This window comes from Microbacterium pumilum, from assembly GCF_039530225.1.
Lineage (GTDB): Bacteria > Actinomycetota > Actinomycetes > Actinomycetales > Microbacteriaceae > Microbacterium > Microbacterium pumilum.
The window spans coordinates 1,534,985-1,561,035 of the sequence record NZ_BAAAOH010000001.1; the positions used below are offsets into that span (position 1 = coordinate 1,534,985).

At 67.8% G+C, this 26,051-nt stretch carries 26 protein-coding genes; 23 read left to right on the plus strand and 3 right to left on the minus strand.

Annotated features, from left to right (window positions below; genetic code table 11):
* The first annotated feature begins 60 nt into the window (after positions 1-60).
* The 15 genes from ABD188_RS06765 to ABD188_RS06835 all read left to right on the plus strand — a co-directional run bounded on the left by ABD188_RS06765 (position 61) and on the right by ABD188_RS06835 (position 13,839).
* Positions 61-1,026, plus strand: a complete 966-nt coding sequence (locus ABD188_RS06765) for a carbohydrate ABC transporter permease (protein ID WP_344059785.1) — start codon at positions 61-63, stop codon at positions 1,024-1,026.
* Between the two features lies 1 nt (position 1,027).
* Positions 1,028-1,864 (plus strand): carbohydrate ABC transporter permease, encoded by an 837-nt coding sequence (locus tag ABD188_RS06770; RefSeq protein ID WP_344059787.1) that lies wholly within the window; start codon positions 1,028-1,030, stop codon positions 1,862-1,864.
* A 7-nt stretch (positions 1,865-1,871) separates the two neighbouring features.
* Positions 1,872-2,246: a nuclear transport factor 2 family protein gene (locus ABD188_RS06775; protein WP_344059789.1), complete on the plus strand. Its 375-nt coding sequence runs from the start codon at positions 1,872-1,874 to the stop codon at positions 2,244-2,246.
* A gap of 35 nt (positions 2,247-2,281) precedes the next feature.
* The gene (locus ABD188_RS06780) at positions 2,282-3,076 is read left to right on the plus strand and encodes a TIM barrel protein (RefSeq protein WP_344059791.1); all 795 of its coding nucleotides are present in this window, start codon (positions 2,282-2,284) and stop codon (positions 3,074-3,076) included.
* A complete protein-coding gene (locus tag ABD188_RS06785) occupies positions 3,073-4,608 on the plus strand; it encodes a GMC oxidoreductase (RefSeq protein WP_344059793.1) in 1,536 nt (511 codons plus the stop codon). The genes ABD188_RS06780 and ABD188_RS06785 overlap by 4 nt, the downstream gene beginning before the upstream one ends.
* Positions 4,609-4,682: 74 nt before the next feature.
* Positions 4,683-5,078, plus strand: coding sequence for a C-glycoside deglycosidase beta subunit domain-containing protein (locus ABD188_RS06790; RefSeq protein WP_344059795.1), 396 nt, complete (start codon positions 4,683-4,685; stop codon positions 5,076-5,078).
* Positions 5,075-6,202 (plus strand): sugar phosphate isomerase/epimerase family protein, encoded by a 1,128-nt coding sequence (locus tag ABD188_RS06795; RefSeq protein WP_344059796.1) that lies wholly within the window; start codon positions 5,075-5,077, stop codon positions 6,200-6,202. Before ABD188_RS06790 ends, ABD188_RS06795 begins: the two co-directional genes overlap by 4 nt.
* Positions 6,199-7,233: a sugar phosphate isomerase/epimerase family protein gene (locus ABD188_RS06800; protein ID WP_344059798.1), complete on the plus strand. Its 1,035-nt coding sequence runs from the start codon at positions 6,199-6,201 to the stop codon at positions 7,231-7,233. The genes ABD188_RS06795 and ABD188_RS06800 overlap by 4 nt, the downstream gene beginning before the upstream one ends.
* On the plus strand, positions 7,226-8,041 hold the full coding sequence (locus tag ABD188_RS06805; RefSeq protein ID WP_344059800.1) for a nuclear transport factor 2 family protein: 816 nt from the start codon (positions 7,226-7,228) through the stop codon (positions 8,039-8,041). Before ABD188_RS06800 ends, ABD188_RS06805 begins: the two co-directional genes overlap by 8 nt.
* A gap of 25 nt (positions 8,042-8,066) precedes the next feature.
* The gene (locus ABD188_RS06810) at positions 8,067-8,483 is read left to right on the plus strand and encodes a C-glycoside deglycosidase beta subunit domain-containing protein (protein ID WP_344059802.1); all 417 of its coding nucleotides are present in this window, start codon (positions 8,067-8,069) and stop codon (positions 8,481-8,483) included.
* Positions 8,480-9,676, plus strand: coding sequence for a Gfo/Idh/MocA family protein (locus tag ABD188_RS06815; protein ID WP_344059804.1), 1,197 nt, complete (start codon positions 8,480-8,482; stop codon positions 9,674-9,676). Before ABD188_RS06810 ends, ABD188_RS06815 begins: the two co-directional genes overlap by 4 nt.
* A gap of 110 nt (positions 9,677-9,786) precedes the next feature.
* Positions 9,787-10,788 carry a sugar phosphate isomerase/epimerase family protein gene (locus ABD188_RS06820; protein ID WP_344059806.1) on the plus strand — a complete coding sequence of 334 codons (1,002 nt, stop codon included), beginning with the start codon at positions 9,787-9,789 and terminating at the stop codon, positions 10,786-10,788.
* Positions 10,789-10,847: 59 nt separating this feature from the next.
* Positions 10,848-11,819 carry a sugar phosphate isomerase/epimerase family protein gene (locus ABD188_RS06825; RefSeq protein ID WP_344059808.1) on the plus strand — a complete coding sequence of 324 codons (972 nt, stop codon included), beginning with the start codon at positions 10,848-10,850 and terminating at the stop codon, positions 11,817-11,819.
* On the plus strand, positions 11,816-12,817 hold the full coding sequence (locus ABD188_RS06830) for a sugar phosphate isomerase/epimerase family protein (protein WP_344059810.1): 1,002 nt from the start codon (positions 11,816-11,818) through the stop codon (positions 12,815-12,817). The genes ABD188_RS06825 and ABD188_RS06830 overlap by 4 nt, the downstream gene beginning before the upstream one ends.
* Before the next feature lie 26 nt (positions 12,818-12,843).
* Positions 12,844-13,839: a Gfo/Idh/MocA family protein gene (locus ABD188_RS06835; RefSeq protein ID WP_344059812.1), complete on the plus strand. Its 996-nt coding sequence runs from the start codon at positions 12,844-12,846 to the stop codon at positions 13,837-13,839.
* A 37-nt stretch (positions 13,840-13,876) separates the two neighbouring features.
* Here the strand turns inward: ABD188_RS06835 and ABD188_RS06840 are convergent, their stop codons facing one another.
* The 3 genes from ABD188_RS06840 to ABD188_RS06850 form a co-directional block, all read right to left on the minus strand.
* The gene (locus ABD188_RS06840) at positions 13,877-14,746 is read right to left on the minus strand and encodes a ThuA domain-containing protein (protein WP_344059814.1); all 870 of its coding nucleotides are present in this window, start codon (positions 14,744-14,746) and stop codon (positions 13,877-13,879) included.
* Positions 14,743-16,161, minus strand: a complete 1,419-nt coding sequence (locus ABD188_RS06845; RefSeq protein ID WP_344059816.1) for a hypothetical protein — start codon at positions 16,159-16,161, stop codon at positions 14,743-14,745. The genes ABD188_RS06840 and ABD188_RS06845 overlap by 4 nt, the downstream gene beginning before the upstream one ends.
* A gap of 83 nt (positions 16,162-16,244) precedes the next feature.
* Positions 16,245-17,510 (minus strand): ROK family protein, encoded by a 1,266-nt coding sequence (locus ABD188_RS06850; protein WP_344059817.1) that lies wholly within the window; start codon positions 17,508-17,510, stop codon positions 16,245-16,247.
* 111 nt (positions 17,511-17,621) lie between these two features.
* On the opposite strand from ABD188_RS06850, the gene ABD188_RS06855 reads away from it, so the two are divergent.
* From ABD188_RS06855 to ABD188_RS06890, 8 genes are all read left to right on the plus strand, one after another.
* Complete coding sequence (locus ABD188_RS06855) at positions 17,622-18,665, plus strand: Gfo/Idh/MocA family protein (protein ID WP_344059818.1); 1,044 nt, start codon at positions 17,622-17,624, stop codon at positions 18,663-18,665.
* Positions 18,662-19,441, plus strand: a complete 780-nt coding sequence (locus tag ABD188_RS06860) for a hypothetical protein (protein WP_344059820.1) — start codon at positions 18,662-18,664, stop codon at positions 19,439-19,441. Before ABD188_RS06855 ends, ABD188_RS06860 begins: the two co-directional genes overlap by 4 nt.
* Positions 19,442-19,549: 108 nt before the next feature.
* Positions 19,550-20,569, plus strand: a complete 1,020-nt coding sequence (locus ABD188_RS06865; RefSeq protein ID WP_344059822.1) for a VOC family protein — start codon at positions 19,550-19,552, stop codon at positions 20,567-20,569.
* Between the two features lie 84 nt (positions 20,570-20,653).
* Positions 20,654-21,625 (plus strand): fumarylacetoacetate hydrolase family protein, encoded by a 972-nt coding sequence (locus ABD188_RS06870; RefSeq protein WP_344059824.1) that lies wholly within the window; start codon positions 20,654-20,656, stop codon positions 21,623-21,625.
* A 112-nt stretch (positions 21,626-21,737) separates the two neighbouring features.
* The gene (locus ABD188_RS06875; RefSeq protein ID WP_344059826.1) at positions 21,738-22,736 is read left to right on the plus strand and encodes a cyclase family protein; all 999 of its coding nucleotides are present in this window, start codon (positions 21,738-21,740) and stop codon (positions 22,734-22,736) included.
* Positions 22,737-22,767: 31 nt separating this feature from the next.
* On the plus strand, positions 22,768-23,901 hold the full coding sequence (locus ABD188_RS06880; RefSeq protein ID WP_344059828.1) for an FAD-dependent monooxygenase: 1,134 nt from the start codon (positions 22,768-22,770) through the stop codon (positions 23,899-23,901).
* Positions 23,898-24,914 carry an amidohydrolase family protein gene (locus ABD188_RS06885; protein ID WP_344059830.1) on the plus strand — a complete coding sequence of 339 codons (1,017 nt, stop codon included), beginning with the start codon at positions 23,898-23,900 and terminating at the stop codon, positions 24,912-24,914. Before ABD188_RS06880 ends, ABD188_RS06885 begins: the two co-directional genes overlap by 4 nt.
* Entirely contained in the window at positions 24,911-25,885 is a 975-nt protein-coding gene (locus tag ABD188_RS06890; RefSeq protein ID WP_344059832.1) for a fumarylacetoacetate hydrolase family protein, read from the plus strand. The genes ABD188_RS06885 and ABD188_RS06890 overlap by 4 nt, the downstream gene beginning before the upstream one ends.
* Positions 25,886-26,051 lie beyond the last annotated feature (166 nt).

Below are 26,051 nucleotides of genomic sequence, written 5' to 3' on the forward strand. Positions count from 1 at the left end.
GTGATAGTGGCTCCAGGCGCCCCCGATGAGGGGGCGGGTGACAACGAGGTCAGGGAGCAGATGACAGTGACGATCGAGCGGGATGCAACTCGCACCCTCACGGTGCCCCCTTCAGCACGCCGCACTCCGCGGCCCCGCGATTCAAAGCGCAAGCCGCTGATCAGCTACGGCCATTGGTGGTGGGCGCTTCCCGCCATCGTGCTCGTGATCGGCGTGCACTATGCCGCGACCCTGACGGGCGGGTTCTTCGCCTTCACGAACTGGACCGGCCTGGGCGACTGGGAGTTCGTCGGCCTCGACAACTTCGTCCGGATCTTCAATGACCCGACACTCCTGGGGTCAGTCTGGAACACACTGTTCCTCGCGTTCGGATCCGTCATCCTGACGAATGTGTTCGGTCTCATGTTCGCGCTGGCGATCAACCGCACGCTCAAGTCGCGCTACATCCTGCGGACGCTCCTCTTCCTTCCGGTCGTCTTGAGCCCACTGGCTGTCGCCTACATCTGGAAGTTCATCTTCCAGTTCAACGGCCCGCTCAACGGTCTCCTCTCGGCCGTGGGCCTCGAGGGCCTGCAGAAGGTCTGGCTCGCCGATCCGACGTGGTCGATCTGGGCGATCCTCATCACGGTGGTCTGGCAGCAGACCGGTTTCGTGATGGTGATCTATCTCGCGGGCCTGGCATCTGTGCCCGTCGAGATCGAAGAGGCAGCCGCTCTCGACGGCGCCGGAATCTGGCAGCGCTTCGTGCACGTCACGGTGCCCGCCATCCGCCCCTCCATCGCCATTGCGACGACACTCGGAATCATCCAGGGCCTCCGCATCTTCGACCAGATCTTCGCACTGACTGCCGGCGGTCCAGCGGGCGCGACCGAGACTCTCGCGACACAGGTCTACAAGCAGGCATTCTCACTCGGGCAGTTCGGCTTCGGATCGTCGCTCGCCCTGGTGCTGACGCTCATCATTCTCGTGTTCGCCATCCTCCAGCAGTACGCCACCCGCGATCGCGACGCCGTCGGAAGGGCCTGACATGTTCCGCTATACGAAGCTCACCGCCGTTCGCGAAATCGGCATCTGGATCATCACGGTCATCTGGTTGCTGCCGCTCTACTTCCTCGTTGCGACGGCGCTCAAGGGCGACCAGGAAGCACTCACGACCAGCGCCGTCACGCCGCCCTCATCGCTGAACTTCGGCGCATTCATCGAGGTGCTCACCGCCGGCGGACGCAACAACATCCCGCTCAGCATCCTGAACAGCCTCATGATCACGGCGGGCGCGATCGCCGGGCTCGTACTGCTCGGGTCGATCGCGGCGTACGTGATCACACGGCGCACCCGGGCGTGGACGAATCTGACGTTCTATCTGGTGCTGATCGCGATCATCCTTCCCGCGCAGCTCGGCACCGTGCCTCTTTACATCGGTGCGCGGACGGTCGGCCTGACGGGAAACGCAGTCGGCATGATCCTGCTGTGGATCGGCATCCTGCTGCCGCTGTCTGTGTTCCTGTACGCGAGCTTCTTCCGAGGCCTCACGACGGAGTACGAAGAGGCAGCCGTCATCGACGGGGCGACGCCGACGCAGACGTTCTTCCGTGTCGTGCTGCCGCTGATGGCCCCTGCCACAGGCACGGTCGCCATCCTCGCGGGACTCATCGTGTGGAACGACTTCTTCAACTCGCTGATCTTCCTCGGCGGATCGACGACCCAGACGCTGCCTGTCGCGATGTACACCTACGTGGGCGGACTGGTGTCGGCCTGGAACAAGATCTTCGCGGTCGTCATCATCTCGATGATCCCGATCCTGCTGTTCTACATGTTCGCGCAGAAGAAGTTCATCCAGGGCTTCGCCGGTGGGCTCAAGGGCTGAGCCGACCATGAGCACCGACAACCGGGCCGCGTTCGAGCGGTTCGTGGATCTCTTCTATACCCAGAAGCGAGTGGCGGATGCCTTCGCCGGCCTGGTCGCGGACGACTACCGACAGCACAATCCGACCATCGTCGACGGTCCGGATGCCGCGATCCAGGCGCTGACGCCGAAGTTCGACGGCTCCCCCGACGCCCGCTTCGAGATCCAGCGGATCCTCGTCGACGGCGACCTCGCGATGGTGCACGTCAAAGCCTCCCGTCCCGGCGCACCAGACGCCGCGGTCGCGGACATCTACCGATTCGAGAGCGGCCGGATCGTCGAGCACTGGGACGTGCTTCAGCAGGTTCCCGTGCACGCCGCCCACGACCATCCGATGTTCTGAGGCTTCGACAGGCTCAGCGACCGAAAGAGATCAACGTGTACCAGCTCGCACCCAATATCGAATTGCTCTTCACCGAGGCCGGCGACTATCACGACCGCGTGCGCGCGGCCGCGGCATCCGGATTCACCGCCGTCGAGATGTGGGGGCCGACCGGCGCCGACGCGCCGTCGACGCCCAAGGACCTGCCCGCGCTCAAGGCTGCACTCGAAGAGACCGGCTCGCAGCTCACCGCCCAGCTCTCCGAGCCCCGGACGCAGTTCATGATCCCGCCGTGGGACCATTCGGAGTTCTACCGCAAGCTCGACGAGGGTGTGGAGATCGCGCATTTCCTCGGCACGCCCCGCATTGTGGTCGGCAGCGGCACAGGATTCGGCGGTTGGAAGCGCCAGGTGCAGCTCGACAAGCTCATCGAGATCTACCAGAAGGCGATCGCGCAGATCGAGGGCTCCGGTATCACCCTCGTACTCGAGCCGGTCAATGTGCGCGTCGACCACCCCGGGTCACTGCTGGATCGCACGAGCGAGGGCGTGTACGTCGCGCGCGGCGTCGACTCGCCGTTCTTCGGCGTGCTGTACGACCTGTACCACTCCACCGTCGAAGGCGAGGATGTGGCTGCGGAACTCGCGAACGCGGGTGACATCATCCGATACGTCCAGATCGCCGACGCCCCCGGGCGCGGTGAGCCCGGCACCGGTGAGATCGACTGGCCCGCGTCGCTCGCGCTCCTCCGCTCATCGGGATACGACGGCCCGATCGGGCTCGAGTACTACCCGCAGACCGCGTCGGCAGAGTCCGTGGCCTACATCCGAGGGCTGGCAGAGTCCGCATGAGCGCGTGGGACTATCCCGCCGCCGTCGACGTCGCGATCGTCGGGAGCGGGCCGACCGGCGCCGCCTACGCCCGCATCCTGAGCGAGCAGGCGCCGTCCGCGACGATCGCGATGTTCGAGGTCGGCCCGACGGTGTCCGATCCGCCTGGCGCCCACGTCAAGAACATCACCGACCCGGACGAGCGGGCGAAGGCACAGCTGCGCTCGGAGGGACCGATGGCACGCGAAGGCGGTGACCGGGTGGGCGGGATCGTCAAGACGACGCAGCGCCGCGCGCGGCCCGGCACGTTCCTGCTCGAGGACGGATATCAGGTCGATGGCGAGGACGGTCTGCCCGTCGCCGCGTTCTCGAGCAACGTCGGGGGCATGGCCGCGCACTGGACGGGTGCGTGCCCGAGGCCCAACGACAGCGAGCGCATCGGCTTCCTCGATGACCGCGGGATCTTCGACGAGCTCCTCGACGAGGGCGATCGCCTGCTCGGGGTCACAAGCGCCGCCTTCGACACGTCCCCCCACGCCGCTCTCGTGCGCGAGCGCCTCGCTGACGCCGAGGACGAAGGACGAGACCCGCATGAGCGCGTCCAGCGGATGCCGCTCGCCGTGCACCGGCGCGACGACGGACGCCTCGTGTGGTCGGGTTCGGATGTCGTGATGGGCGACGTGACACGCGGGAACCCGAACTTCCACCTGTACGACGAATCGCTCGTGACGCGTGTGCTCGTCGAGGGCGGTCGCGCGGTCGGAGTCTCTGTCACCGACGTGCGCAGCGGCGAGAGCCACGACGTGCGCGCACGGTTCGTGGTCGTCGCTGCGGACGCGCTGCGCACTCCGCAGCTGCTGTGGGCTTCGGGCGTCCGCCCCGACGCGCTCGGTCGCTATTTGAACGACCAGGCCCAGATCGTGTTCGCCGTGCGCATCCGCGATTTCGTCCCCGCCCTCGAGGAGGAAGGGGCGGGATCGGCCGGGCTGAGCGAGTACAGCGGAGTCACATGGGTGCCCTTCACGGACGATATGCCCTTCCACGGTCAGGTGATGCAGCTCGACGCATCGCCGGTCAAGCTCGCAGACGACGATCCTGCCGCACCCGGATCCATCGTGGGGCTCGGCCTGTTCTGCGCGAAGGACCTGCAGGCCTCGGACCGGGTGGAGTTCTCCCCGGACACGCTCGACGCGTACGGCATGCCCGCGATGACGGTGCACTACACGCTCACGCCGCGCGACCACGAGGTGATCGATCGCGCCAAGGCCGAGATCATCCGACTGGGCAAGGCGATCGGCGAGCCGCTGGACGACCGTCCGTTCATGATGCCGCTGGGCGCCTCGCTGCACTATCAGGGCAGCACGCGGATGGGTGAGACCGAGGACGGCGAGAGCGTCTGCGGGCCCGACAGCGAGGTGTGGGGAGTGCCCGGACTTTTCGTCGCCGGCAACGGCGTGATCCCGACCGCCACGGCCTGCAATCCGACCCTCACGAGCGTCGCGCTCGCGGTCCAGGGGGCGCGACACATCGCATCCGAACTTGCTTCTGTCTAATTCAGACATTAGAGTGTAGAAACAATGACAAAGATGTCCGGCCGACCGTGTCGGCTCAGAACCAGGAGGTTCTCGTGATCCCCGATCGCATCATCGAGCAGGGCACGCTCACGACCGACGGTGCCCGCACCGCGGTGGAGGTACGTCTGCCCTGGTACCGGGCGCTCCCCGGGTCGTGCATCGCCGGCGCGAAGCTCAGCATCGACGGCGTCGAGGCGCCGACCGAGTCGCTGCGCTGGAGGATGAACGACCGTGAGTTCAGCTTCGGCGAGCTGGTCGACGAGACCGGCGAGTGGTGGTTCCCCACCGACTCAGCCGTCCTGTCGGGCGATATCCCGGTTGCGGATGACGCCGACCACGAGGTGCGGGTCGATCTCACGCTCTACATCCCGTACATCATCATCTCCGACACCGAGACGCTCCATATCGAGGAGCACGACGTCAAGACCATGAAGGCGGTCGCAGCATGAGCACGGTTCCTGAGCTCGTCGAAGGACTGGGCACTCCCATCCAGGGCGTGACGCTCTACAGCTTCACCCGTGCCTTCCACGGCCGGGAGTACGACCTCGAGGGTCTGATCCGGAAGGTCGCTGCGGAGGGCTACGGGCCGGGCCTCGAGGTCATCGGCTTCTCGAGCTTCCGCGGGTTCCCCGTGATCGAGGACTCCTTCGCGGGCTGGTTCCGCGACCTCGTGGACGAGGTCGGACTCGTCACGACCTCGCTCGCCGTGAACGCGGATATCGGCATCCACCGCGATCGTCTGCTCACGCAGGACGAGCTGATCGACTACATGACGCTGCAGATCAAGGCGGCAGCCAAGCTCGGCTTCCCGATCGCGCGCGTGCAGATCTCGATCGAGCCCGACTCGATGGAGGCACTCGCGCCGATCGCCGAGGAGCATGGCGTCACGCTCGCGCTCGAGGTGCACGCCGACCAGTATGCGTCCCACCCGCGGATCCTCGCCCTCCGCGACCGCTACGAGAAGGTCGGCTCGCCGTTCCTGGGCTTCACGATGGACTGGGGTGCAACCGTCAGCGGCTTCGCCCCGTCGCTGATCGAGGCCTATCGCCGACGCGGCGCGTCCGAAGAACTGCTCACCAAGGTCGTCGACCTCTGGAACACCTACTACGAGCAGGGCCCGCCCGCGGATCAGGCCCAGCACGGCCAGCGGTTCGGCTCGTTCATCGGGCTTGCCGCGCAGAACGGCCGCCCCGACCTCGGCATCGACTTCGGCATCAACGGCACCGGCCTGTTCGGCCCCGCTCAGGTGAACGACTGGCTGGAGATCATGCCGTGGATCCGTCACGTGCACGGCAAGTTCTTCGGCATCGACGAGAACGGCGAAGAGCCGTCCGTTCCGGTGCGCGACCTGATCAGGCTGCTGGTCGAGAACGGCTACAACGGCGCGATCTCGAGCGAGTACGAAGGCTGGCACTGGAACTACTGGCAGAGCCCGTTCGAGATCATCGCCGGCGAGCAGTCCGTGCAGCGCTCGGCAGCCGTCGACGCCGGCTCGCGCATGACAACGGATGCCGCACACGCGCGCACACAACTCTCGGCCTGGCTGCCGACCACAGAAGGAGCGAACTCATGAGCGACGGCATCGCCGGCACGGGCATCAAGCTCGGAACGACCCTGTACTCGATGACGAGCGAATTCGCCGCGGGCCTGTACACCCCGGAGACCCTCATCAAGGCCGTGCATGACGAAGGCATCGGCCCGGGCGTCGAGTTCAACATCGCGCAGCTGCTGCGCACCTACCCCGACGTCGACGACGACTTCGTCAAGCTGTGGTTCGACTCGCTCGACAAGTACGGTCTCGAAGCGAGCGCGATCGGCACCAACCTCGACATGGGGCGTCGCAAGCAGCGTGACATGACGCCCGATGAGGAGCACGAGTTCCTCGCGCGTCAGCTGAAGACCGCGCACACGCTCGGGTTCAAGAAGGTCGTCATCCGTTCGCACGGGAAGGAGCTGCTGCGCAGCCTCCTTCCGCTCGCCGAGAAGTACGACCAGAAGCTCGGCTACGAGATCCACGCGCCGTCGGGGCCGAACAACCCGCAGGTCCTGCAGATGCGTGAGATGTACGACGAACTGCAGTCGGACCGTCTCGGCTTCACGGCAGACTTCTCCTCGACGATGCACAGCCTCTCCCCGACCCTGCTGCGCACGCTCAGCAACATGGGCATGGACGAGAAGCACTTCCCCGTCATGGACGAGATCTGGCACGAGCCCACGCCGATGCACGTGCGCAACCAGAAGTTCGAGGACTACCTGTCGGGCGAAGGAGTGGATTTCCTCCAGTTCGGTCCTTTCACACGGCTCGCCTTCAACATGCACGGTCTGGTGCCGCCGGAGGAGTGGCTCGACATCATGCCGCAGATCTTCCACGTGCACGCCAAGTTCTACGACATCGGGCCCGACGGCGAAGAGCCTGCGATGGACATCCCGCGGATCGTCAAGCAGTTCGTCCAGGGCGGCTATCAGGGCTACCTCTCGAGCGAATGGGAGGGTCACGCGTTCTCCGACCTCGGCGAGAGCGACCCGATCGACCTCGTCAAGAAGCAGCACGTGCTGATGCGCCAGGCGATCGAAGACACGGTGAAGGAGCAGAGCCTTGTCTGACACCCAGACGGTCCCTGAGCTCGTCGAAGGGGCGACCATCGCCGAGCCGACCGTCTCCGAACTCCGCGCCGAGATCGACGCGCTGCGAGGCACGCTGGCCGAGGTCGCGCGGGTCGCGCAGTCCGCTCACGACCGCGGCGCCGTCGAGAACGTGTTCAACCGCTACATGTACCTGCACAACGCGTTCCAGGACGAGCAGATCATCCCGCTGTGGGTCAAGCGCGGCACCGAGGGCATCCGGGCTCGGTATACGAACGCCGGGGAGTACACCGAGTACGACAGCGTCATCCGGTATCACCAGGGTCGCCCGTCGCCGACCGGCAAGCTCATCCTGCACGCCACGACGACTCCCGTCATCGAGGTGGCCGCCGACGGCGAGACCGCCAAGGGTGTCTGGCTCATGGCCGGCACCGAGTCAGGGCTCACCGATCCCGAGGTCGCCAAGGAGTTCCCAGACATGTACTCGCCCGGCGAGGTGCTGGGCAAGAAGGTCTGGGCGCACTGGGTCTGGTGCAAGTACGCCATCGACTTCCTCAAGCAGGACGGCGAATGGAAGATCTGGAAGTTCCGCTGCTACGAGCTCGCCCGCGCGCCGTTCGAGGAGAACTGGATCAGCTTCGGCCTGAAGAACCAGGGTGCGTTCGACCTCGACCTCATGTACTTCGGCGACGACGGCAAGCCGGTGTTCATGCCGCCCGCCGACCAGCCCGTGCCCTCCGAGAACCACCCCTACAGCCCGGAGACCGTGCAGCAGCTCGAGCCGGTGCCGCCGGTTCCGCACAACACGTTCACCGACACCTTCCACTGACCTCTCTGCGATCGAGGAGCCTGCCATGGCCACCCACAATTCCCTCTTCTCCGACAAGGACGTTCACCGTCGCGACGACGCGATCGCCGTCTCGGTGCAGCTTCCCTGGTACCGCAGCCTTTGGCTGTCGGCCGTCGACGATGTCGCGGCATCCGTCAACGGCGTCGCCGTGCCGAAGGAGGAGCTGCGTTTCGAGCTCAACGGCACGAGCTACCGCATCGAAGAGCTGCCCGATCAGTGGGACACGCTCTGGTTCGTCGCCGACAAGCCCGAGGTCGTCATCCCACTCGACCACGCTCCCGAGGCGGGCGAGAAGCTGACCGTCGAGGTCGTGCTGACGATGCGCCTGCTCTACATGCAGATCATGCCGGGCACCGACGGCGGCCCCGGTCGCTATGTCACCAACCGCGTACCGGTCGAGCGCGAGGTCGTGCTGGCATGACGCTCCGCGTCGCCATGATCGGCTACGGCTTCATGGGCGCGACCCACTCGGTCGGGTGGCGTCAGGCGCCCCGCATGTTCGACCTTCCGGACGCGGTCGAGATGGCCGTGATCGTGGGCCGGAATGAGGATGCCGTCGCCGCCGCCGCCGAGAAGTGGGGCTGGGCGGAGTCCGCGACCGACTGGCGCGAGGTCATCGCCCGCGATGACATCGACATCGTCGACATCGTGACTCCGGGCGACTCGCACGCCGAGATCGCGATCGCCGCGCTCGACGCCGGCAAGCACGTGCTGGTCGAGAAGCCGCTGGCGAACTCGGTGGCCGAAGCGGAGGCGATGACGGATGCCGCAGCCCGGGCGGCGGCGAACGGGGTTCGCTCGATGGTGGGCTTCACCTACCGCCGGGTGCCGGCGGTGACGTTCCTTCGCGACCTCGTCGCCGAGGGCGTCGTCGGCACGGTGCAGCAGGTCCGCGCGGCCTATCGCCAGGACTGGCTCGTCGATCCGCAGATGCCGCTCGCGTGGCGACTGCAGAAGGAGCACGCCGGTTCGGGAGCCCTGGGCGACATCGGCGCGCACATCATCGACATGACGCAGTTCGTCACCGGGCAGACCGTCGACGCCGTCTCGGGCACCATGGACACGATCGTGAAGGAGCGACCGATGCTCGGCGCCGGTGAGCTCGGGTCCCTGAGCTCGTTGAAGGGCGCTGCCGAAAGCCTCGGGCAGGTCACGGTCGACGACGTCGCGCTCTTCACCGGACGCCTCGCGAACGGTGCGCTCGTCTCGTTCGAGGCGACGCGCTTCGCAACGGGCCGGAAGAACGCGCTCACGATCGAGGTCTCGGGCGACAAGGGTGCGCTCGCTTTCGACCTCGAAGACCTCAACAGCCTGCAGTTCTACGACGGCACGGCGCCGGAGGACCGCCAGGGCTTCACGAAGATCCTGGTCACCGAGGCGCAGCATCCATACCTGGCCGCGTGGTGGCCCGCCGGGCACATGCTCGGCTACGAGCACGGCTTCTCGCACCAGGTCGTCGACCTGGTCACCGCGATCCACGAGGGCTCCGACCCGCATCCGTCGTTCGCAGAGGGCCTCTCGGTACAGCGTGTGCTCGATGCCGTGGAGCGCTCGAGCGAGCACGAGTCCGCCTGGGTCCGCACCGACGCGGGCTCACTCACCACCGGTCGTTGAGCGAGCGAAGCGAGACGAAACGCAGCAACGGCGAGACTCGCAGGTTCGGGGCGGTTCGTCTCGTCGCTACGCTCCTCGCTCAACGACCGACCTGACAAAGGAGACACACAATGGCGCGCCCGATCACCCTGTTCACCGGCCAGTGGGCCGACCTGCCGTTCGAAGAAGTCGCCCGCCTCGCCGGCGAGTGGGGCTACGACGGCCTCGAGATCGCCTGCTGGGGCGATCACCTCGATGTGTCTCGGTGGGATGACGCCGAGTACGTCCAGAGCCGGCTCGACATCCTCGAGCGCCACGGCTTGAAGGTCTATGCGATCTCGAACCACCTGACCGGCCAGGCGGTCTGCGACGACCCGATCGACGAGCGCCACCGCGACATCCTCTCGGATCGTGTCTGGGGCGACGGCGACCCGGAGGGCGTGCGCCAGCGCGCCGCGGAAGACCTCAAGAACACGGCACGCATCGCGGCGAAGCTCGGCGTGACGACAGTGAACGGATTCTCCGGATCATCGATCTGGAAAGCGGTGGCGATGTTCCCGCCGGCGTCCGACGAGTTCATCGCGCACGGCTACCAGGACTTCGCCGACCGATTCAACCCCATCCTCGACGTGTTCGAAGAGGTCGGCGTGCGCTTCGCGCTCGAAGTGCACCCGTCCGAGATCGCCTACGACTACTGGACCGCGAAGGACACGCTCGAGGCGATCGGCCACCGCAAGAGCTTCGGCTTCAACTTCGACCCGTCGCACTTCGTCTGGCAGCAGCTGGACTACCTGGCGTTCGTGCTCGACTTCGCCGAGCACATTTTCCACGTGCACGTGAAGGAGTCCATCACGAATCTCGACGGTCGCAACGGTGTGCTCGGCTCGCACCGGCCCTGGGCCGACCCTCGCCGCGGGTGGACCTTCGTCTCGACCGGTCACGGCGCGGTGCGGTGGGAGCCGCTCTTCCGCGCGCTCAACGCGATCGGCTACGACGGACCGACGAGCGTCGAGTGGGAGGACGCCGGAATGGACCGGCTCATCGGCGCTCCCGAGGCGCTCGCGTTCGTGCGCAGGCTCGCGGAGATCACACCGCCCGCTGCGGCGTTCGACGCCGCGTTCTCGACGAAGTAGGCGCCTCTTCGAAGTCGACGCCGTCGGCTCACCCGCTCACCACGAAAGCAGGCACGACCATGACGAGCCCGACCACCGAGCCGCCGAAGATCAAGTGGAGCTACATGGACCACTGGCGCAGCCAGGGTCCGGCGGGCCCCATCGACCAGTGGCAGTCCCGGCTCGCGATGACGCGGTTCCTGCGCCAGGTGGCCGCCGTCGGCTTCGACGCGATCGACACCTTCGACTTCCGGTTCTGGCAGATCCTCGAACAGTACGGATCGGTCGCGAACTATCAGGAGTTCGTGCAGGAGCAGGGCCTCGAGCGCATCGTGAACACGTTCCACGGCGTGTACTACACCCCCGACCGCTACGCGCCGGAGGTGCCGGCGACCCACGACACGATCCTCGAGGACTTCAGGGTCACGATGGACCGGTGGTCCGGCATCCAGCTCGACAACATCATCGTCATGCCCGGTTCGCGATTCTTCGACGAGGTCGGTGTCAGTGACGACGGGCTCAAGCACGCGGCGGAAGTCTGGGGCAAGGTCGGCCAGATCACCCAGGAGTACGGCGTCAATCTGACGTGCCACCACGAGTTCTACGGTGGCATCCGCACGCGCGCGCAGATCGACGCGTTCTACGACTATGCCGATCCCGAGTTCGTGAAGTTCTTCGTCGACACCGCCCAGCACTGCATCGCGGATGTCGATCCGGTCGACGTGTACGAGGCGCACCACGATCGCGTGACGGGCTTCCATTTCAAGGACACGCGGACGAAGGACGTCAACGAGGACTACCGGCTCTGGCCCGATGCCGAGCTCTCGGCCGTGACGACAGAGAAGTGGTTCTACGAGATGGGCACCGCCGAAGGCCTGGTCGACTTCGAGTCGTTCATGCGGTCGGTGCGCGACCACGGCTACACGGGCTGGATCAGCGTCGAACACGACAAGGCCGACAAGGTGGGTGGCGACTACTCGGAGAGCACGGCGATCGCGCGGTGGTACGCGAAGAACGTGCTCGACGGCATCTACGAGGAGGTCGCGAAGTGACCGGCGTCCGATGGGGCTATGCCCTGAACCAGTGGGACACCAACATCGACGCGTTCGTGCGCAAGCGCGATCACGAGCGGGCGTTCAAGACGATCTCGATCAGCGGGTTCAGCGGCGTCGAGCTGACGGCCGTCAGCTTCGGACCATGGGAGCCGTTCGGCAGCCCCCATGAGATCGCGAACCTGTACGGATCTCTGGATGGCCTGCGATCCTTCCTCTCCGAGTGCGCGCTCGACGCCGTGAGCAGTTACGTGTACGACCCGTTCGTCGGGTTCGACGTCGAGATGGGCCGCGGACCTGACCCTCTCGATCCGGGTGCGGTCGAGCAGATCACCGGCACCGCCCTCTGGTTCGCCGAGGCGGTGCACCGTCTCGGCGGTGACACGCTCGTCGTGCGTCCGGTCGGCTCGGCATGGCAGACGGGCGAACTGAGCGATGACCAGGTCGGCACGCTCGCCCGCCTCTGGAACGAGGTGGGCCGCCGTATCGCGGAGCATGACGTACGGCTCGCACTCCACGTCGACTTCCTGTCGGCCCTGCGCCTGGGCGACGGAATCGACAGACTTCTTGCCGCAACCGCACCCGAGTTCGTCGGCCTCGCCCTCGACACCGCCGAACTCGCAGTCGCGGGTATCGACCCCGTCGAGTTCTTCCGGAGCCACGCCGACCGGGTCCGGCACATCCAGCTCAAGAACGCCCGCGAGCTCGTCGACGACGCCGAAGCGCTCACGCCCCATGCGGAGCAGTTCGTCCGCACCGAAGGCGGCGCGCGACGCATCGAGCGCTGGTTCTTCGAGCCGACCGACGAAGGCGGCCTGATCGACTTCGAAGCCTTCGCGCGCGCTGTGGCCGACTCGGACTATTCCGGGTGGATCGTGGTCGAGTCCGACCAGAGTCCGCGCCCCGCCGAGAGCGCGATGGTCAGCGGATGGTACGTCCAGAAGGTGCTGGAGCCCATCATCGCGCGTTCCCGCCATGCGTTGGGCGCTCCCCGGTGATGGCCCGGGCCGGTCAGGATGAGGCGATGACCGCGCCGAGCCTGGGAATCGGAATCATGGGTGCTGCCGGCATCGCCGAGCGGGCGATCGTGGAGCCGGCGCGCGAGCTGGACGGCGTCCGAGTGATCGCCATCGGCGCACGCGATCCAGATCGGGCGCGGGCGCTGGCCGATCGCCTCGAGGTGCCCGAGTCGGGCGACTACGAGATGCTCCTGAACCATCCCGACGTCGACCTCGTCTACATTCCGCTGCCCTCGACCGTTCAGGCCTACTGGGCGGTGCGGGCGCTGCGGGCCGGCAAGCACGTGCTGTGCGAGAAGCCGCTGTCGGCGAACGGGACGACCGCGGCGCAGATCGCCGAGGCGGCGGACGCGGCGGGCAGGCGTGCTTTCGTGGGATTCCACTACCGACTGCACGGCTTCACCCGTCGGCTGCTGGGCGTGCTCGCCTCAGGGGTCCTGGGGCAGATCCAGCGCGTCGAGTTCGACTACAGCATCCCTCACTTCGTCGTGAAGCCCGGCAACATCCGCCTCGACGGAGATCTCGGCGGCGGGTCGTTCATGGACGTCGGGTGCTACGCCGTGGACCTCATCCGTGCCGCGTGGGGGGAGCCGTTGGTCGTCTCGGCCGAAGCAGTGCTGTCGGGCGACGACCCGCGTGTGGACCTGCAGACGGATGCGGTGCTCGAGCTCTCGGGCGGCATCCCGGTTCATGTGCGCTCGTCCTTCATCGGCGACGACAAGGGAAGCATGTCGCTGCGGGTCGAGGGGTCCGCGGCCTCGCTCGTGGCCACCAGCGTGATCGTGCCCCAATGGGGCGCCGTGCTGACGGTCACCGCCGGCGATGACGTGCTCGTCGAGGAGAGGGCGGTCGAGGGCGAGAACAGCTACGTGCGCCAGCTCGAGCACGTGATCGGGGCCCTGCGCGACGGCACGCCCAGTGAATTGGACGCAGCGCTCGGCGTCGGCACGATGGAAGTCGTCGACGCCGTCTACCGCGCCGCTGGTCTACAGCCCCGCTGACGAACGACGGTGGCGGACATCCGCCCTGGTGGCGGGGTCAGCCCTCGTGGTTGTAGTACGGCCACGGGAGGAACCGGCGCTCGCCGCGGCGGTCGGGGCCCTCGAGGGTCACCTCGCCGGTCGCGGCCCACTCGACGCCCCGAGGGAACATGCGGATGAACTCGATGCGCCGGAAGGTGTCGATGTCATGTCCGATCGTGATCGTGAAGGAACGGCCCGCGCCATACTCGTTGATCCAGGCGATCGGCTGGTCGGTGTTCATGCCGTTGAGAGCGGCGATGCCGCCCTCGGGGATCACGACGGGATAGTGCGACATCGGCCACACCGGCGCGTTCTCATACGCCTCGAGGTCGTCGAACGTCGTGAGCAGCTCCTGTGCGCCCTCGTACAGCTGCACCCCGGTGAGGATGTCGTCGCCCGTCACGGTCCACGTCGCGTTGATGCCTTCGGTGATCGGATGCCGCGGCTCGGTGGTCTTGAGAAGAGCCTCACCCCAGGGCCGGGGCCGCAGCCCCGTCTCGTACGCGCTCAGCTTCGCGCCGCGCATCACGTTGTACTCCTCCGGGTACCCCCACGAGTCCTCCTGCACCGCCGACCCGTGGAACCACACGATGCCCTTGCCGTCGTCGTGCACGAAGCGCAGCAGCGCGGCATCCGTCTCGGCGCCGAACCCGACGGCCTTGTCGTGGTAGCCATCGCGGCCCTCGAAGACGACGATCACGACGTCGTACCTGTCGATGATCTCCGCGCCGAGGCCGCGCGGGTCCTCCACGACCCGCACTGTGAACCGCCCGGTGTCTTCCAGCAGGGTCGTGAGCCACTGGTTGTGCTGGCGGAAGCTGCGATGCTCGTTGTCGTGCTCGATCGTCATGTGTCCCGAGAGGATGAGGACGTTCAACAGCGTCATGCGTTCGCTCCGCTCAGTGCCCGGCGGGCCAGCGCGAGGTGGTCTCGGGTCATGCTCGTCGGGTCGTCGTCGAGCCATTCGTGCCCGCCCCACTCGCTGCACAGCGTTCCGCTGAACCCTGTTCCATCCAGGAGCGCCGCGACATCGCGGATCGGACCGCTCACGCGGTCGTCGGAGTCGTCGAGATCCCAGAACTTCAGGTGGAACGCGCCGATCCAGGGCAGCACGTCGGCAATCGCCGTCGCCTCCGATCGGCCGAATCTGACCAGCATGTCCATGTACAGCGTGTGGACGGATGCCGGCACTCCGCCGGATCGCAGCAGATCGACGATCGCGCCCACGATCTCGGGATCGCGCCAGCGGTGCCGCAGGGTCTCGATGAGGTCCGCGGGCACTCCGCCGTCCTGCAGGCGTGCGAGATAGCTCTCGGGAACGGCGGGCATGAACATCGAGATGTCCACGAGGAGGCGCACGTGCGGGTCGTCGAACTCGACGATCCGATCGATCGCGGGACCGGCCTGAGGCGAGCCGGGAATCTGCGAACCCTGGATCTCCTCGAACAGCGTCAGACCCGTCTCGTGCAGGACGGGCAGCACGCGCTCGAGCAGCGGGGGGCCGGCCTGCCCGATGGGCAGGCGCAGGCCGCGCGCGCCGAGCTGATGGGCGATCTCGATCTGCGGCAGGAGGAATGCGAGCCGCTCGCCGTCCGTGCGGCGAGTGCCCTGCGGCGACCAGTCATCCATGCTCGCGCCCAGGATGCTGACGCGTCCGCCCGCTGCGGCCAGGCGCGCACCGAATGCCGCGGCATCCGCCTCGCTTCGCCCGGGGAACGATCGCCACAGCTGTCCCGGCTCCGCTTCGATCTCGACCGCCAGGCCGTCTTCGACGATGCCGACGGCGATGTCGACGGCATCACGGTCGCCCGCGATCATGTCCGGTGTCCAGTTGAAGGCGCTCGCGGTGAGCACCCAGCCCGCGGGAAGCGAACCGTCGCTCGTCGTCGGCGCGGCATCCCTCGTCACCGCGGCCGGCACGTGCGGCGCGTCGGGCACGAGCGACCGCTCGGCGCGGAACGGCAGGGTGAGCGGGCCGTCCGGCCCTACCTGCAGGTAGGGGATCCGCAGCCCGAACTCGACCGCGACGTCGTGGGTTCCGAGGTTCACCCGGTGCGGCCACGCGAGTGTGATGCGATCCTGCTGGAACCACCAGCCGTCTTCCTCGCCGAGCTCACCAGGCGCCACGGGCCTGCCGTCGAGCAGCACCGCGACGTCCTCGGCGAGGACGCCGTCGATCGTCACTGACGGGTCCTGCAGAGAGGTCATGGGCAGGGACCTGATCCACGGCAGGGAGACGCGCACGGCGGCCCCGTCCGGCGTGGTGATGAGGGAATCGTCGCGCAGCAACGGCAGCGTCATGGGCACATCCTCGTGTCGTCGACCGCAGCAGATACGGCTTAAGACGAGAATCTACACGCTTTAGTCGATAAACGAAAGAAGTGCTAGACCGTGCCGTGCACGCCCTCGATCGTGGGCCGGCCATCCGCGAACCATCGCGGGAAGGTGACGTCGAAGAGCTGTTCGCGCACCATTTCGGCGCCGCCGCGCAGCGGCTCTCGCAGGTCGCTCTGCGACTGCACGATGTTCAGGTCCCGTGTCGCGAGGGGAAGGGAGAGTTCGTAGACCCGCTGGCGCACCTCGGCGAGGAAGACCTCGCCGGCTCCCACGACCGCTCCGCCGATCACGATGACGCCGGGGTTGAACATGTTCACGAGCGCCGCGATCGACTCCCCGACCACGCGCGCGCACCGCTGGATCAGCGAGATCGCGAGGGCGTCGCCGTTCTCGGCCGCGCGAGCGATCGCCTCGGGAGTGATGGGCTCGCCCTCGCGCGTCTGCTGAGCGAGAGCACCGGAGGCGCCATCGGCGACGGCGACTTCCGCGTCGCGCACCAGAGCCCATCCACCGGCCACGGCCTCGAGGCAGCCGACCTTGCCGCACCGGCAGAGCGCATCCGACCCCGCGACGCGCACGTGACCGATGTCGCCGGCCGCTCCGTTCGCCCCGCGATGGATGCGGCCCTGCGAGAGCAGCCCTGCGCCGATTCCCGAACCCACCTTGCAGTAGATCAGGTCGAGGTGCTCGTCGCGCCGACGTGAGCGTTCGTTCAGCGCGAGCAGGTTGACGTCGTTGTCGACCCAGACCGGCGCGGCGTAGCGCTCCTCGAACCGGCGACGGATGTCGAACCCGTTCCAGCCCGGCATGATCGGCGGCGCGACCGGGCGGCCTGAGGCGAAGTCGACGGGCCCGGGGATGCCGACGGAGATGCCCCACACGGGCACGTCCGGCGTCCGTGCGAGCACGTCGTCGATCATCGCGAGCGCGGTGTCGAGCGTCTCGGCCGGCCCGCGAGAGATGTCCCACGCGCGGTGGGTCTGCTCGAGGATGTCGCCCTCGAGCATCGCGACACCGACGTGGATATGCAGGGCTCCGAGGGCGCACACGATGATGCGGCCGCGGCCGCTGCGGAAGCGCAGGGTACGGGGAGCCCGACCGCCGGAGGACGGGCCGAACTCGCCGTCCTCGAGGTAGCCCATCTCGATCGCCTGGTCGACGCGCTGCGTCACGACCCCTCGTCCGAGCCCCGTGACGCGCCCGATCTCCGGTCGAGTGGATGCGTCACCCGCGCGCACCATGTTCACGATCCGCAGCAGGCTCGTCACTTCGTCGGTCTGAGCGCCGAAGCGCAGTGTGGACTCCTTGGCCATGGTCGATTTTCACACAAGACCGGCATCCTTTGGGCAATCTGACGACGCGTATAGTCATATTTCTCACAACTTAGGTACGCTTCACGCATAACGGTCCACGAGGGAGTCAGGATGTCTCACGGTGTCGGCATCATCGGCGCGGGTCCTGGCGTCGCGGCGCTGCATGCGCCGACCATCGCCCGGCTGGGCGGCGCGTTCCAGGTCGTCCACGTCTCTGACTCCGGCAGTGGGCGCGCCGAGACCATCGCGCTGCGCACGGGTGCCCGATGGTCGTCAGGCATCGACGATTTGCTCGCGGATCGCGAGGTCGACGTCGTCGTCGTGTGCAGCCCACCGGCGGAGCACGCCCGACACGTCCTCGCCGCGGTCGCGGCCGGCAAGCGCGCGATCTTCTGCGAGAAGCCGATCGCAACGACCGAGGCCGATGCGATCGCGGTGATCGAGGCGTGCCGTGCGGCGCGCGTCCCGCTCATCGTCGGCACCAACCATCTGTTCGACGGGGCCTGGGGCAGGGCACGACACCACTTGACCGCGACGGGCGGACCGGTTCGGGCGATCGCCGTGACGATGGTGCTCCCCCCGAACGGCCGCTATCACCAGGTCGTCACCGAGCTCGCTTCGGTGGCGGCGCCCGCGCGCGACGGCGGTCCCGACCTGGGCGAGCCGGCGGTCGCCGCTTCCGTCGTTCGTCAGCTTCTCACCGGACTCGCGGTGCACGATCTGCCGCTTCTTCGCGACCTCGCCCCCGATTTCGAGCGCGTCGTCTACGCCCGCGCAGTCGCGCCGATCGGCTACGCGGTCGGGTACGAGGCGTCTGGTGTGCCGATACGTCTCGCGACCGTCATGGTGCCCGACGGGCCGGACGCGCTGTGGCGGCTCGAGATCACCACGGATGACGAGAGGATCGACGTGTCGTTTCCACCGGCTTTCGTGCATGCCGGCAGCGCCTCGGTGCAGGTTCGCTACGCGGATGACCGACTGATCGTCTATCCGCAGGAACCCGACAACGGCTACGTCGCCGAGTGGCGCGCGCTCGTTCATGCCATGCGCGGAGAGGTCGAGATCGAATACGACGAGCTGCTCGCCGACGCGCGGTATGCGCTGAGCCTCGCTGACGCCGCTTCGGCCGTGATCCTCGAGGGTGGACGGCGATGAGCGAGTATGTGCCGGTGGTGACAGCCTCGTACGCCTACCGCGTCGCCGTCGCCGAACTGCCGCTGCGGACGCGGCTGTCGGATGACCCCGCGGGAGCTGTGGTGGTCGTCGACGGTGGCTCGGAGTGGTGCGACAAGGTGAGCGATTCGCTGGCCGCGGGGGCTCGTGCGATCATCGTCGCTCGGCCGTCCACGGCGTCGGCAGACGAGCTCGCCGCGCTCGTCGCCCGGGCGGGTGATCGCGCGATCGTGCTCGAACGACCTTTCCTGCGTCCGGATGCGGTGACGGATGCCGTCACCGCTCGCCGCGCCGCGGACGCGCAGGCGCGGGCCCGTCTCGTCGCAGCCGACTGCGCCGCGGCCTCGAACGACTTCGCAGCCGCGCTGCGGGACTCGATCGGATGGCTCCGCGGACTCTCGGGCGGCGCCCTGGTGCTCCGCACCGGCGGCAACGGGGTCGGCCTGTTCGACTCGCGAGAGGCCGACGGCGTGCCCGCAGTCCTCACCGCCGTGCGCGCCGGCGGGACGAGTCGCCTCCGCATCCGCGCCCTCGGCGAGGCGGTCTCGGAGGTCGACGTCTCCATCGCGCGCGCCCTCGTCACCACCTCGACCGCCGGCGGCCGATCGACGGCGCCGGAGCGGTTCGAAACGCCCCAGCGCCTCGCGCTGCGGCGTGCAATCGACGCGATGACCGCCGACGCGCAGATCGAAGATGTCGCCGAGTTCGCAGCCGATTCCACGCTCGCAGCCGCGGTCATCGCACCTCGCGGGGCATAAACGTGACTGATCCATCGGATCGTCAACTAGGGATTCCTGGATATGTCGGTGTTGGGCGAAAGTTGATCTCGGGAACACCCCACACGCTTCATCTGGAAAGGATCGAAGATGATCAAGCTTCTCTCCCACCTCTCGTACGTGGCCATCACGACGCCCGATGTCGAGGCGTCCGTGACGTTCTACGAGGAGCAGGTCGGCCTGACCGTCGTGGATCGCATCGACGGCGCCGTCTACCTCCGCTGCTGGGGTGATTACTACGCCTACTCGCTCGTCATCCTGCCCGGCGATGAGCCGTCACTTGCGACGATGGCCTGGCGCACGTCCAGCGCCGAAGCGCTCGATGAGGCTGCGAAGCGCATCGAAGCGTCCGGTGTGCAGGGCGAGTGGGTCGAAGATGTCCACAAGATCGGCCGGGCCTACCGCTTCACGGGCCCGTTCGGACACTCGATGACGCTGCACTGGGACGTCACGCGCCACGACGCACCAGGACATGTCGCGTCGATCTACCCTGACCGGCCGGAGAAGCGCAGCAAGATCGCCGGCGCCCCTCGCCAGCTCGACCACGTCACGGTCGCGGCCGGCGATGTCGACGCGTTCGTGCAGTGGTACGTCGACGTGCTCGGCTTCCGGTTCATGGCGCGCACCGTGCTGGACGAGGCCCCGATCTCGGTGTTCTCCGTGCTGACGACCAACGAGAAGTCGCACGACCTCGGTGTCGTCCTCGACGGCTCGAGCCGCGCGGGGCGCATCAACCACTACGCGTTCTGGGTCGACACCCGCGAAGAGCTGCTCATCGCCGCCGACACCCTCATGGAGAACGGCACTCCGATTGAGTACGGGCCGAACATCCACGGAATCGGCGAACAGACGTTCCTCTACTACCGCGAGCCGTCCAGCCTGCGCATCGAGCTGAACACGGGCGGGTACCGCAACTACGTGCCGGACTGGGTGGCCAACACCTGGAAGCCGTCGCAGGGCTCGAACAACTTCTATCGCAACAGTGCCATGCCGATGTCGATGACGGAGTCGTTCCCGCCGGCTGACGGGCCGAGCGCGACCGAGGAGGGCGTGCCGGATGAGATCAAGGACGCGCTTCTCAACCCGTACGCCCAGCACGGCCGGGGCTGAAGCCTGGTGAGTGCGGGGTGGGCCGGATGATGCAGCCCGGCTCGCCCCGATCTCACCGACACCACGATCCTCGGAGGAGAATCCATGACGACGATGTCTCTCGATCCCCAGACCCCCTTCGCCCTCGCGCGCTACCGCGAGGGCGCTGGGACGCGTCTCGGGCTCGTGGTGCGCGACCGCATCCGTCCGCTCGACGCTGACGAGCTGGGTGCCGCGGGTTTGAACGCCTTTCTCGCCGCACCGGACTGGGATCGCCTGGCTGGTCTGGTTGACGACGCAGGTGAGTGGATGCCGCTCGCCGATGTCACGCTGACGGCTCCCGTCGAGCCGCGGCAGGTGCTGCAGGCAGGCGCCAACTATCGTGAGCATGTCATCGAGCTGGTGGCGGCGGGACTCACGAACAACAGCGACCGTACGCCCGAAGAAGCCCGCGAGTTCGCGGCCAAGATGATGGACGACCGCGCCGCCAACGGTGAGCCGTACTTCTTCATCGGCCTGCCCGCGTGCGTCGTGGGCGATGACGTCTCACTCGTGCTGCCCGGGTACAGCGACGTGCACGACTGGGAGCTCGAGCTCGCCATCGTCATCGGCCGCGACGCGTTCCGCGTCTCGCGCGAGGACGCGCTCGATCACGTCGCCGGCTACACGATCGTCAACGACATCACGACCCGCGATCTTGTGTTCCGCAAGGACATGAAGGAGATCGGCACGGACTGGTACCGCTCCAAGAACGCGCCCGGGTTCCTGCCGACCGGCCCCTTCCTCGTGCCGGCCCCGTTCGTGGACGCGGGCGACCTGACGGTGCAGCTCGACCTGAACGGTCAGGTGATGCAGAACGGCTCGACGAGCGACCTGCTGTTCGACATCCCTTCTCTTATCTCTGGTGCGAGCCAGACGATGCCGCTGCTCGCCGGCGACCTCCTGCTGACCGGGAGCCCTCCGGGCAACGGCCAGCACTGGAAGCGGTTCCTTCGCGACGCCGATGTGATGACCGGCACGATCCAGGGCCTCGGCACCCAGGTCGTCCGCTGCGTCGCGGAGGTGCCGACAGCATGAGTCCCCACCGTCCAGGTCCCGAAATCCTCGCTTCATGTCCCGATTTCCCTCGCTTCGGCCGGGCCATACCGAGCGAAAGCGGGACATGGCCGGCGAGGGAGAGGGATGCGCCATGACCAGCCCCTCCGAGAACCCCGCGGACCTCGACCGCTCCGACCCTGAGGGCGAGATCGGCGCGCGGGCTGAGGCGTTCCGCAACTGGGGGCGCTGGGGCGATGACGACGTGCTCGGCACGCTCAACTTCATCGACGCGGCGAAGCGGGTGGATGCCGCATCCCTCGTCCGCGACGGTCGTGTCGTGTCGCTCTCGCAGTCGTTCGACACCAACGGTCCTCAGAAGGGCTGGCGCCGTCGCACCAACCCGGTGCACACGATGACCGATACCGGCGTCGATGCGGAGCGCGGCAATCAGGGCTTTCCGCACGGCATCGGCGGGGCGGATGACGTCATCTCGATGCCGCTGCAGTGCTCGACGCAATGGGACGGCCTCGGCCACATCTTCGACCACGGGATGGCCTGGAACGGACGCCGCGCGGGCGACGTCGTGACGAGCGAGGGCGACCTCGTGACGGGCATCGAGCACGCGGCATCCGTCATCGTCTCCCGTGGGGTGCTGCTCGACGTCGGCCGCCACCTGCAGCCGGAGACCGGCGAGCTCGAAGACGGCTACGCGATCACCGTCGCCGACCTCGAGGCGACGATCGCCGCCCAGGGCCCGACGAGCGCGGTGAGGCGCGGTGACATCGTGCTCGTGCGCACGGGGCAGCTCGCCCGCGCGCGCCGCAACGGGTGGGGCGACTACGCCGGCGGTCCTGCGCCCGGCCTGAGTCTCACCACAGCCGCGTGGCTGCACCGCACCGAGATCGCGGCGATCGCCACTGACACGTGGGGGTTCGAGGTCCGCCCGAACGAGTTCGACGCGCCCGCCTTCCAGCCGCTGCACCAGGTCGTCATCCCGAATCTCGGACTCACGATCGGCGAGATGTGGGACCTCGACGAGCTGGCGGCGGTCTGCGCGGGCCTCGAGCGTTACGAGTTCCTGCTCTCTGCCGCACCCCTGCCGATCACGGGAGCGGTCGGCTCGCCGATCAACCCCGTCGCCATCCTCTGACTACCCGAACCCAGAACAGGGAGGTTCTGACATGACCGCAGTGAAGAAGGTCGCGATCGCCGGCAGCGGCGTCGCGGCGCTCGCCACCGCCATCCAGCTCGCCAAGGCCGGCGTCGAAGTGGACGTGTTCGAGGCGAAACCCGAACCCAGCACGCTCGGCTCCGGCATCTCGCTGCAGGGGAACGCGCTGCGGGTGTTCGACACGCTCGGCGCGTGGGAAGACATCCGCGCGGCCGGCTACCCGTTCGAGGGCCTCAACCTTCGCGCGCCGGGACCGGGGGCTCCCATCGTCGCCGAGTTGCCGGACGTCAAAACCGGCGGGCCGGACTACCCGGCCGCGATGGGGATGCCGCGTCCCGAGCTCGCGCGCATCCTGCTCGAGCACGCCGCCGCTGCCGGTGCGAACATCCGGTTCGGCGCGAAGGTGACGTGGCTCGTGCAAGGAGACGATCACGTCGAGGTGTTCGTCAATGAACAGTCGGCCGGTGTGTACGACCTGCTCGTCGGCGCGGACGGCCTCAACTCGACCGTGCGCGACATCATCGGCATCGACGTGAAGCCGCAACCGACCGGCATGGGCATCTGGCGCTCATTCGTCTCACGCCCGACCGAAGTCGTCCGCAGCGAGCTGTACTACGGCGGCCCGGTCTACATCGCCGGCTACACGCCCACGGGCGAGAACTCGATGTACGCGTTCCTCGTCGAGAAGGCCGAGGACCGGTTCGGCACACCCGACGACGTAGCCACCCAGATCATGCTCGACGAGTCTCGCGCCTACGAGGGGCCGTGGAACTCGATCCGGTCCGACCTCGAGGGCGGCGCACACGCCAACTACACCTGGTTCACGTCGCACATCGTTCCTGCGCCGTGGAACCGCGACCGTGTCGTCGTGATCGGTGATGCCGCGCACAGCTGCCCCCCGACGATCGCGCAGGGTGCGGCCCAGGCGCTCGAGGACGCGCTCGTGCTCACCGAGCTGCTGGTCGATCGCGGCGAGCTCGACCAGGACCTCTGGGACGCCTTCCACGCTCGGCGCCTCCCTCGCGCGACGCGGATCGTCGAGGCATCCGTGCAGCTCGGCCAGTGGCAGCTCGACGGCGTTCGCGACGCGGATGTCGCCGGCCTCATGTTCGGGGTCGCCCACCAGATGTCGGAGCCCGCATGAGCGACCTCACCATCACCGACGTCCACGCGCACATCCTGCTGCCCGGACTCCACGCAGAGGTCGAGCGACGGGCGCCTGACGGCGTCCGCGATGCGGCCGCGCTCGAGCTGAAGCGCAACGGCGGCGAGAGCCTGGCCGTGTCGGGACCCATGGTCGGAGCACGGGTGCCGAAGCTGACCGACGTCGGAGTGCGGCTCGCGGCGATGGATGCGCAGGGCATCGACCGGCAGTGGGTGAGCGCGTCGCCGAACCACTTCTACCCCTGGGCGCCCGAGGGACTCGCGGTGTGGATCGCAAGCGAGGCGAACCGGCTGGTCGCCGACCATGTCGCGCAGGCGCCCGATCGCCTCACCGGCCTCGGCCTGGTGCCGCTGCAGCACCCCAGCCGCATGCTCGAGAGCCTCGACGACGCCGTGCTCGGTCGCGGCCTCGCGGGCGTGGAAATCTCTTCGTTCGCCGGGGATGTCGAGCTCTCGGACGAGCGGCTCGAGCCGTTCTGGGCGCGCGCCGCCGAGCTCGGGGCCGTCGTCTTCCTGCACCCGTTCGGCTGCAGCCTCGACGAGAGGCTCGATCGGTTCTACCTCTCGAACACCGTGGGGCAGCCGGCCGAGAACGCCGTGGCGCTCTCGCACGTGATCTTCTCGGGCGTGCTCGACCGGCATTCGGGACTCAAGATCCTCGCCGCCCACGGCGGAGGGTACCTGCCGTTCGCCATCGGCCGCTCCGACCGCGCCTGGCGCGTGCGCCCCGAGGCGCAGCGCTGCGAGCACGAGCCGTCGAGCTACCTCCGCAGGCTCTGGTTCGACACCGTCGTGCACGACCCAGCGGGGCTTCGGCACCTCGTCGAGGTCGCCGGAGGCTCGCGGGTGCTGCTCGGCAGCGACTTCCCCTTCGACATGGGCCTCGATGATCCGGTCACGGAGATCCGCTCCGCGGGCCTGCCCGAGGAGATCACGCGCCGCATCCTTGGCGTGAACGCCGAAGCGCTGCTCGAGACGCTGGTGAAGGCGTGAAGATCGCCCGCTGGGACGACGCGACCGGCGCGATCGGCGAGGGGTTCATCATCGACGATTGCGTGGTCCCGTTTCCGGACGGCCTGACGGTAGCGGACGTGCTCGAGGGAGGGCTGGATGCTGCGCACGACGCGTTCGGTCGCGCTCGAGAAACTGAGGGCACCCCGGTCGCCGACGTGCGGCTGCGCGCGCCGCTGGTCCCCGCGGCCATCCGCGACTTCGTCGCGTTCGAGGAGCACGTCGAGGGCGTGAGCGCCTCGGTGGACGGCAAGAGCGAGGTCGTGCCGGAGTGGTATCAGGCTCCGACCTTCTACTTCACGAACCCGCACACGGTGCTCGGCCCGGACGAGCCGGTCTCTCCGCCGGTCACGGAGCGACTGGACTTCGAGCTCGAGATCGCCGCTGTGGTCGGCGGTGTGGCTGGCTCCGACGGCGCGAACCTCACGCCGGCGGATGCGGCATCCCACATCTTCGGCTACACGATCATGAACGACTGGTCGGCCCGCGACATCCAGTCCCGCGAGATGAAGGTGCGGCTCGGTCCGGCGAAGGGCAAGGACTTCGGAACGAGCCTGGGCCCGTGGATCGTCACGGCGGACGAGCTCGCCGGCTTCATCGACGCCGACGGGTTTCTCGCCGTGCGCGCAGAGGTGCGCATCAACGGCGACCTGATCGGTGAGGACCTCGTGTCGAACATGGGCTGGCCGTTCCCCGAACTGGTCGCGTATGCGTCTCGCAACTCACGAGTCGTGCCCGGCGACGTCCTCGGATCCGGCACGGTCGGCAACGGCGGCTGCCTCGGCGAGCTGTGGGGACGTGCCGGGTCGCTGACGCCGCGGCCCCTCCGCGAGGGTGATGAGGTTCGAATGACCGTCGAGGGCATCGGCGAATTGGCGGCCCGAGTGGGCGCGCCAGTGGTCGCACCCGACCTTCCGCCGGCGCGCCAGCGCACCCGGGCGCGGACCCGCTGATGCCCCGCCGGTCGCTGAGCCCCCGCCGGTCGCTGAGCCCCCGCCGGTCGCTGAGCCTCCCCGTCGGTCGCTGAGCGTGTCGAAGCGTCCGGCGCCCGCGCATCGGGCCCTTCGACAGGCTCAGGGACCGATGCTCGGCGCGTCGCTGACCGACGCACTTTCCTTT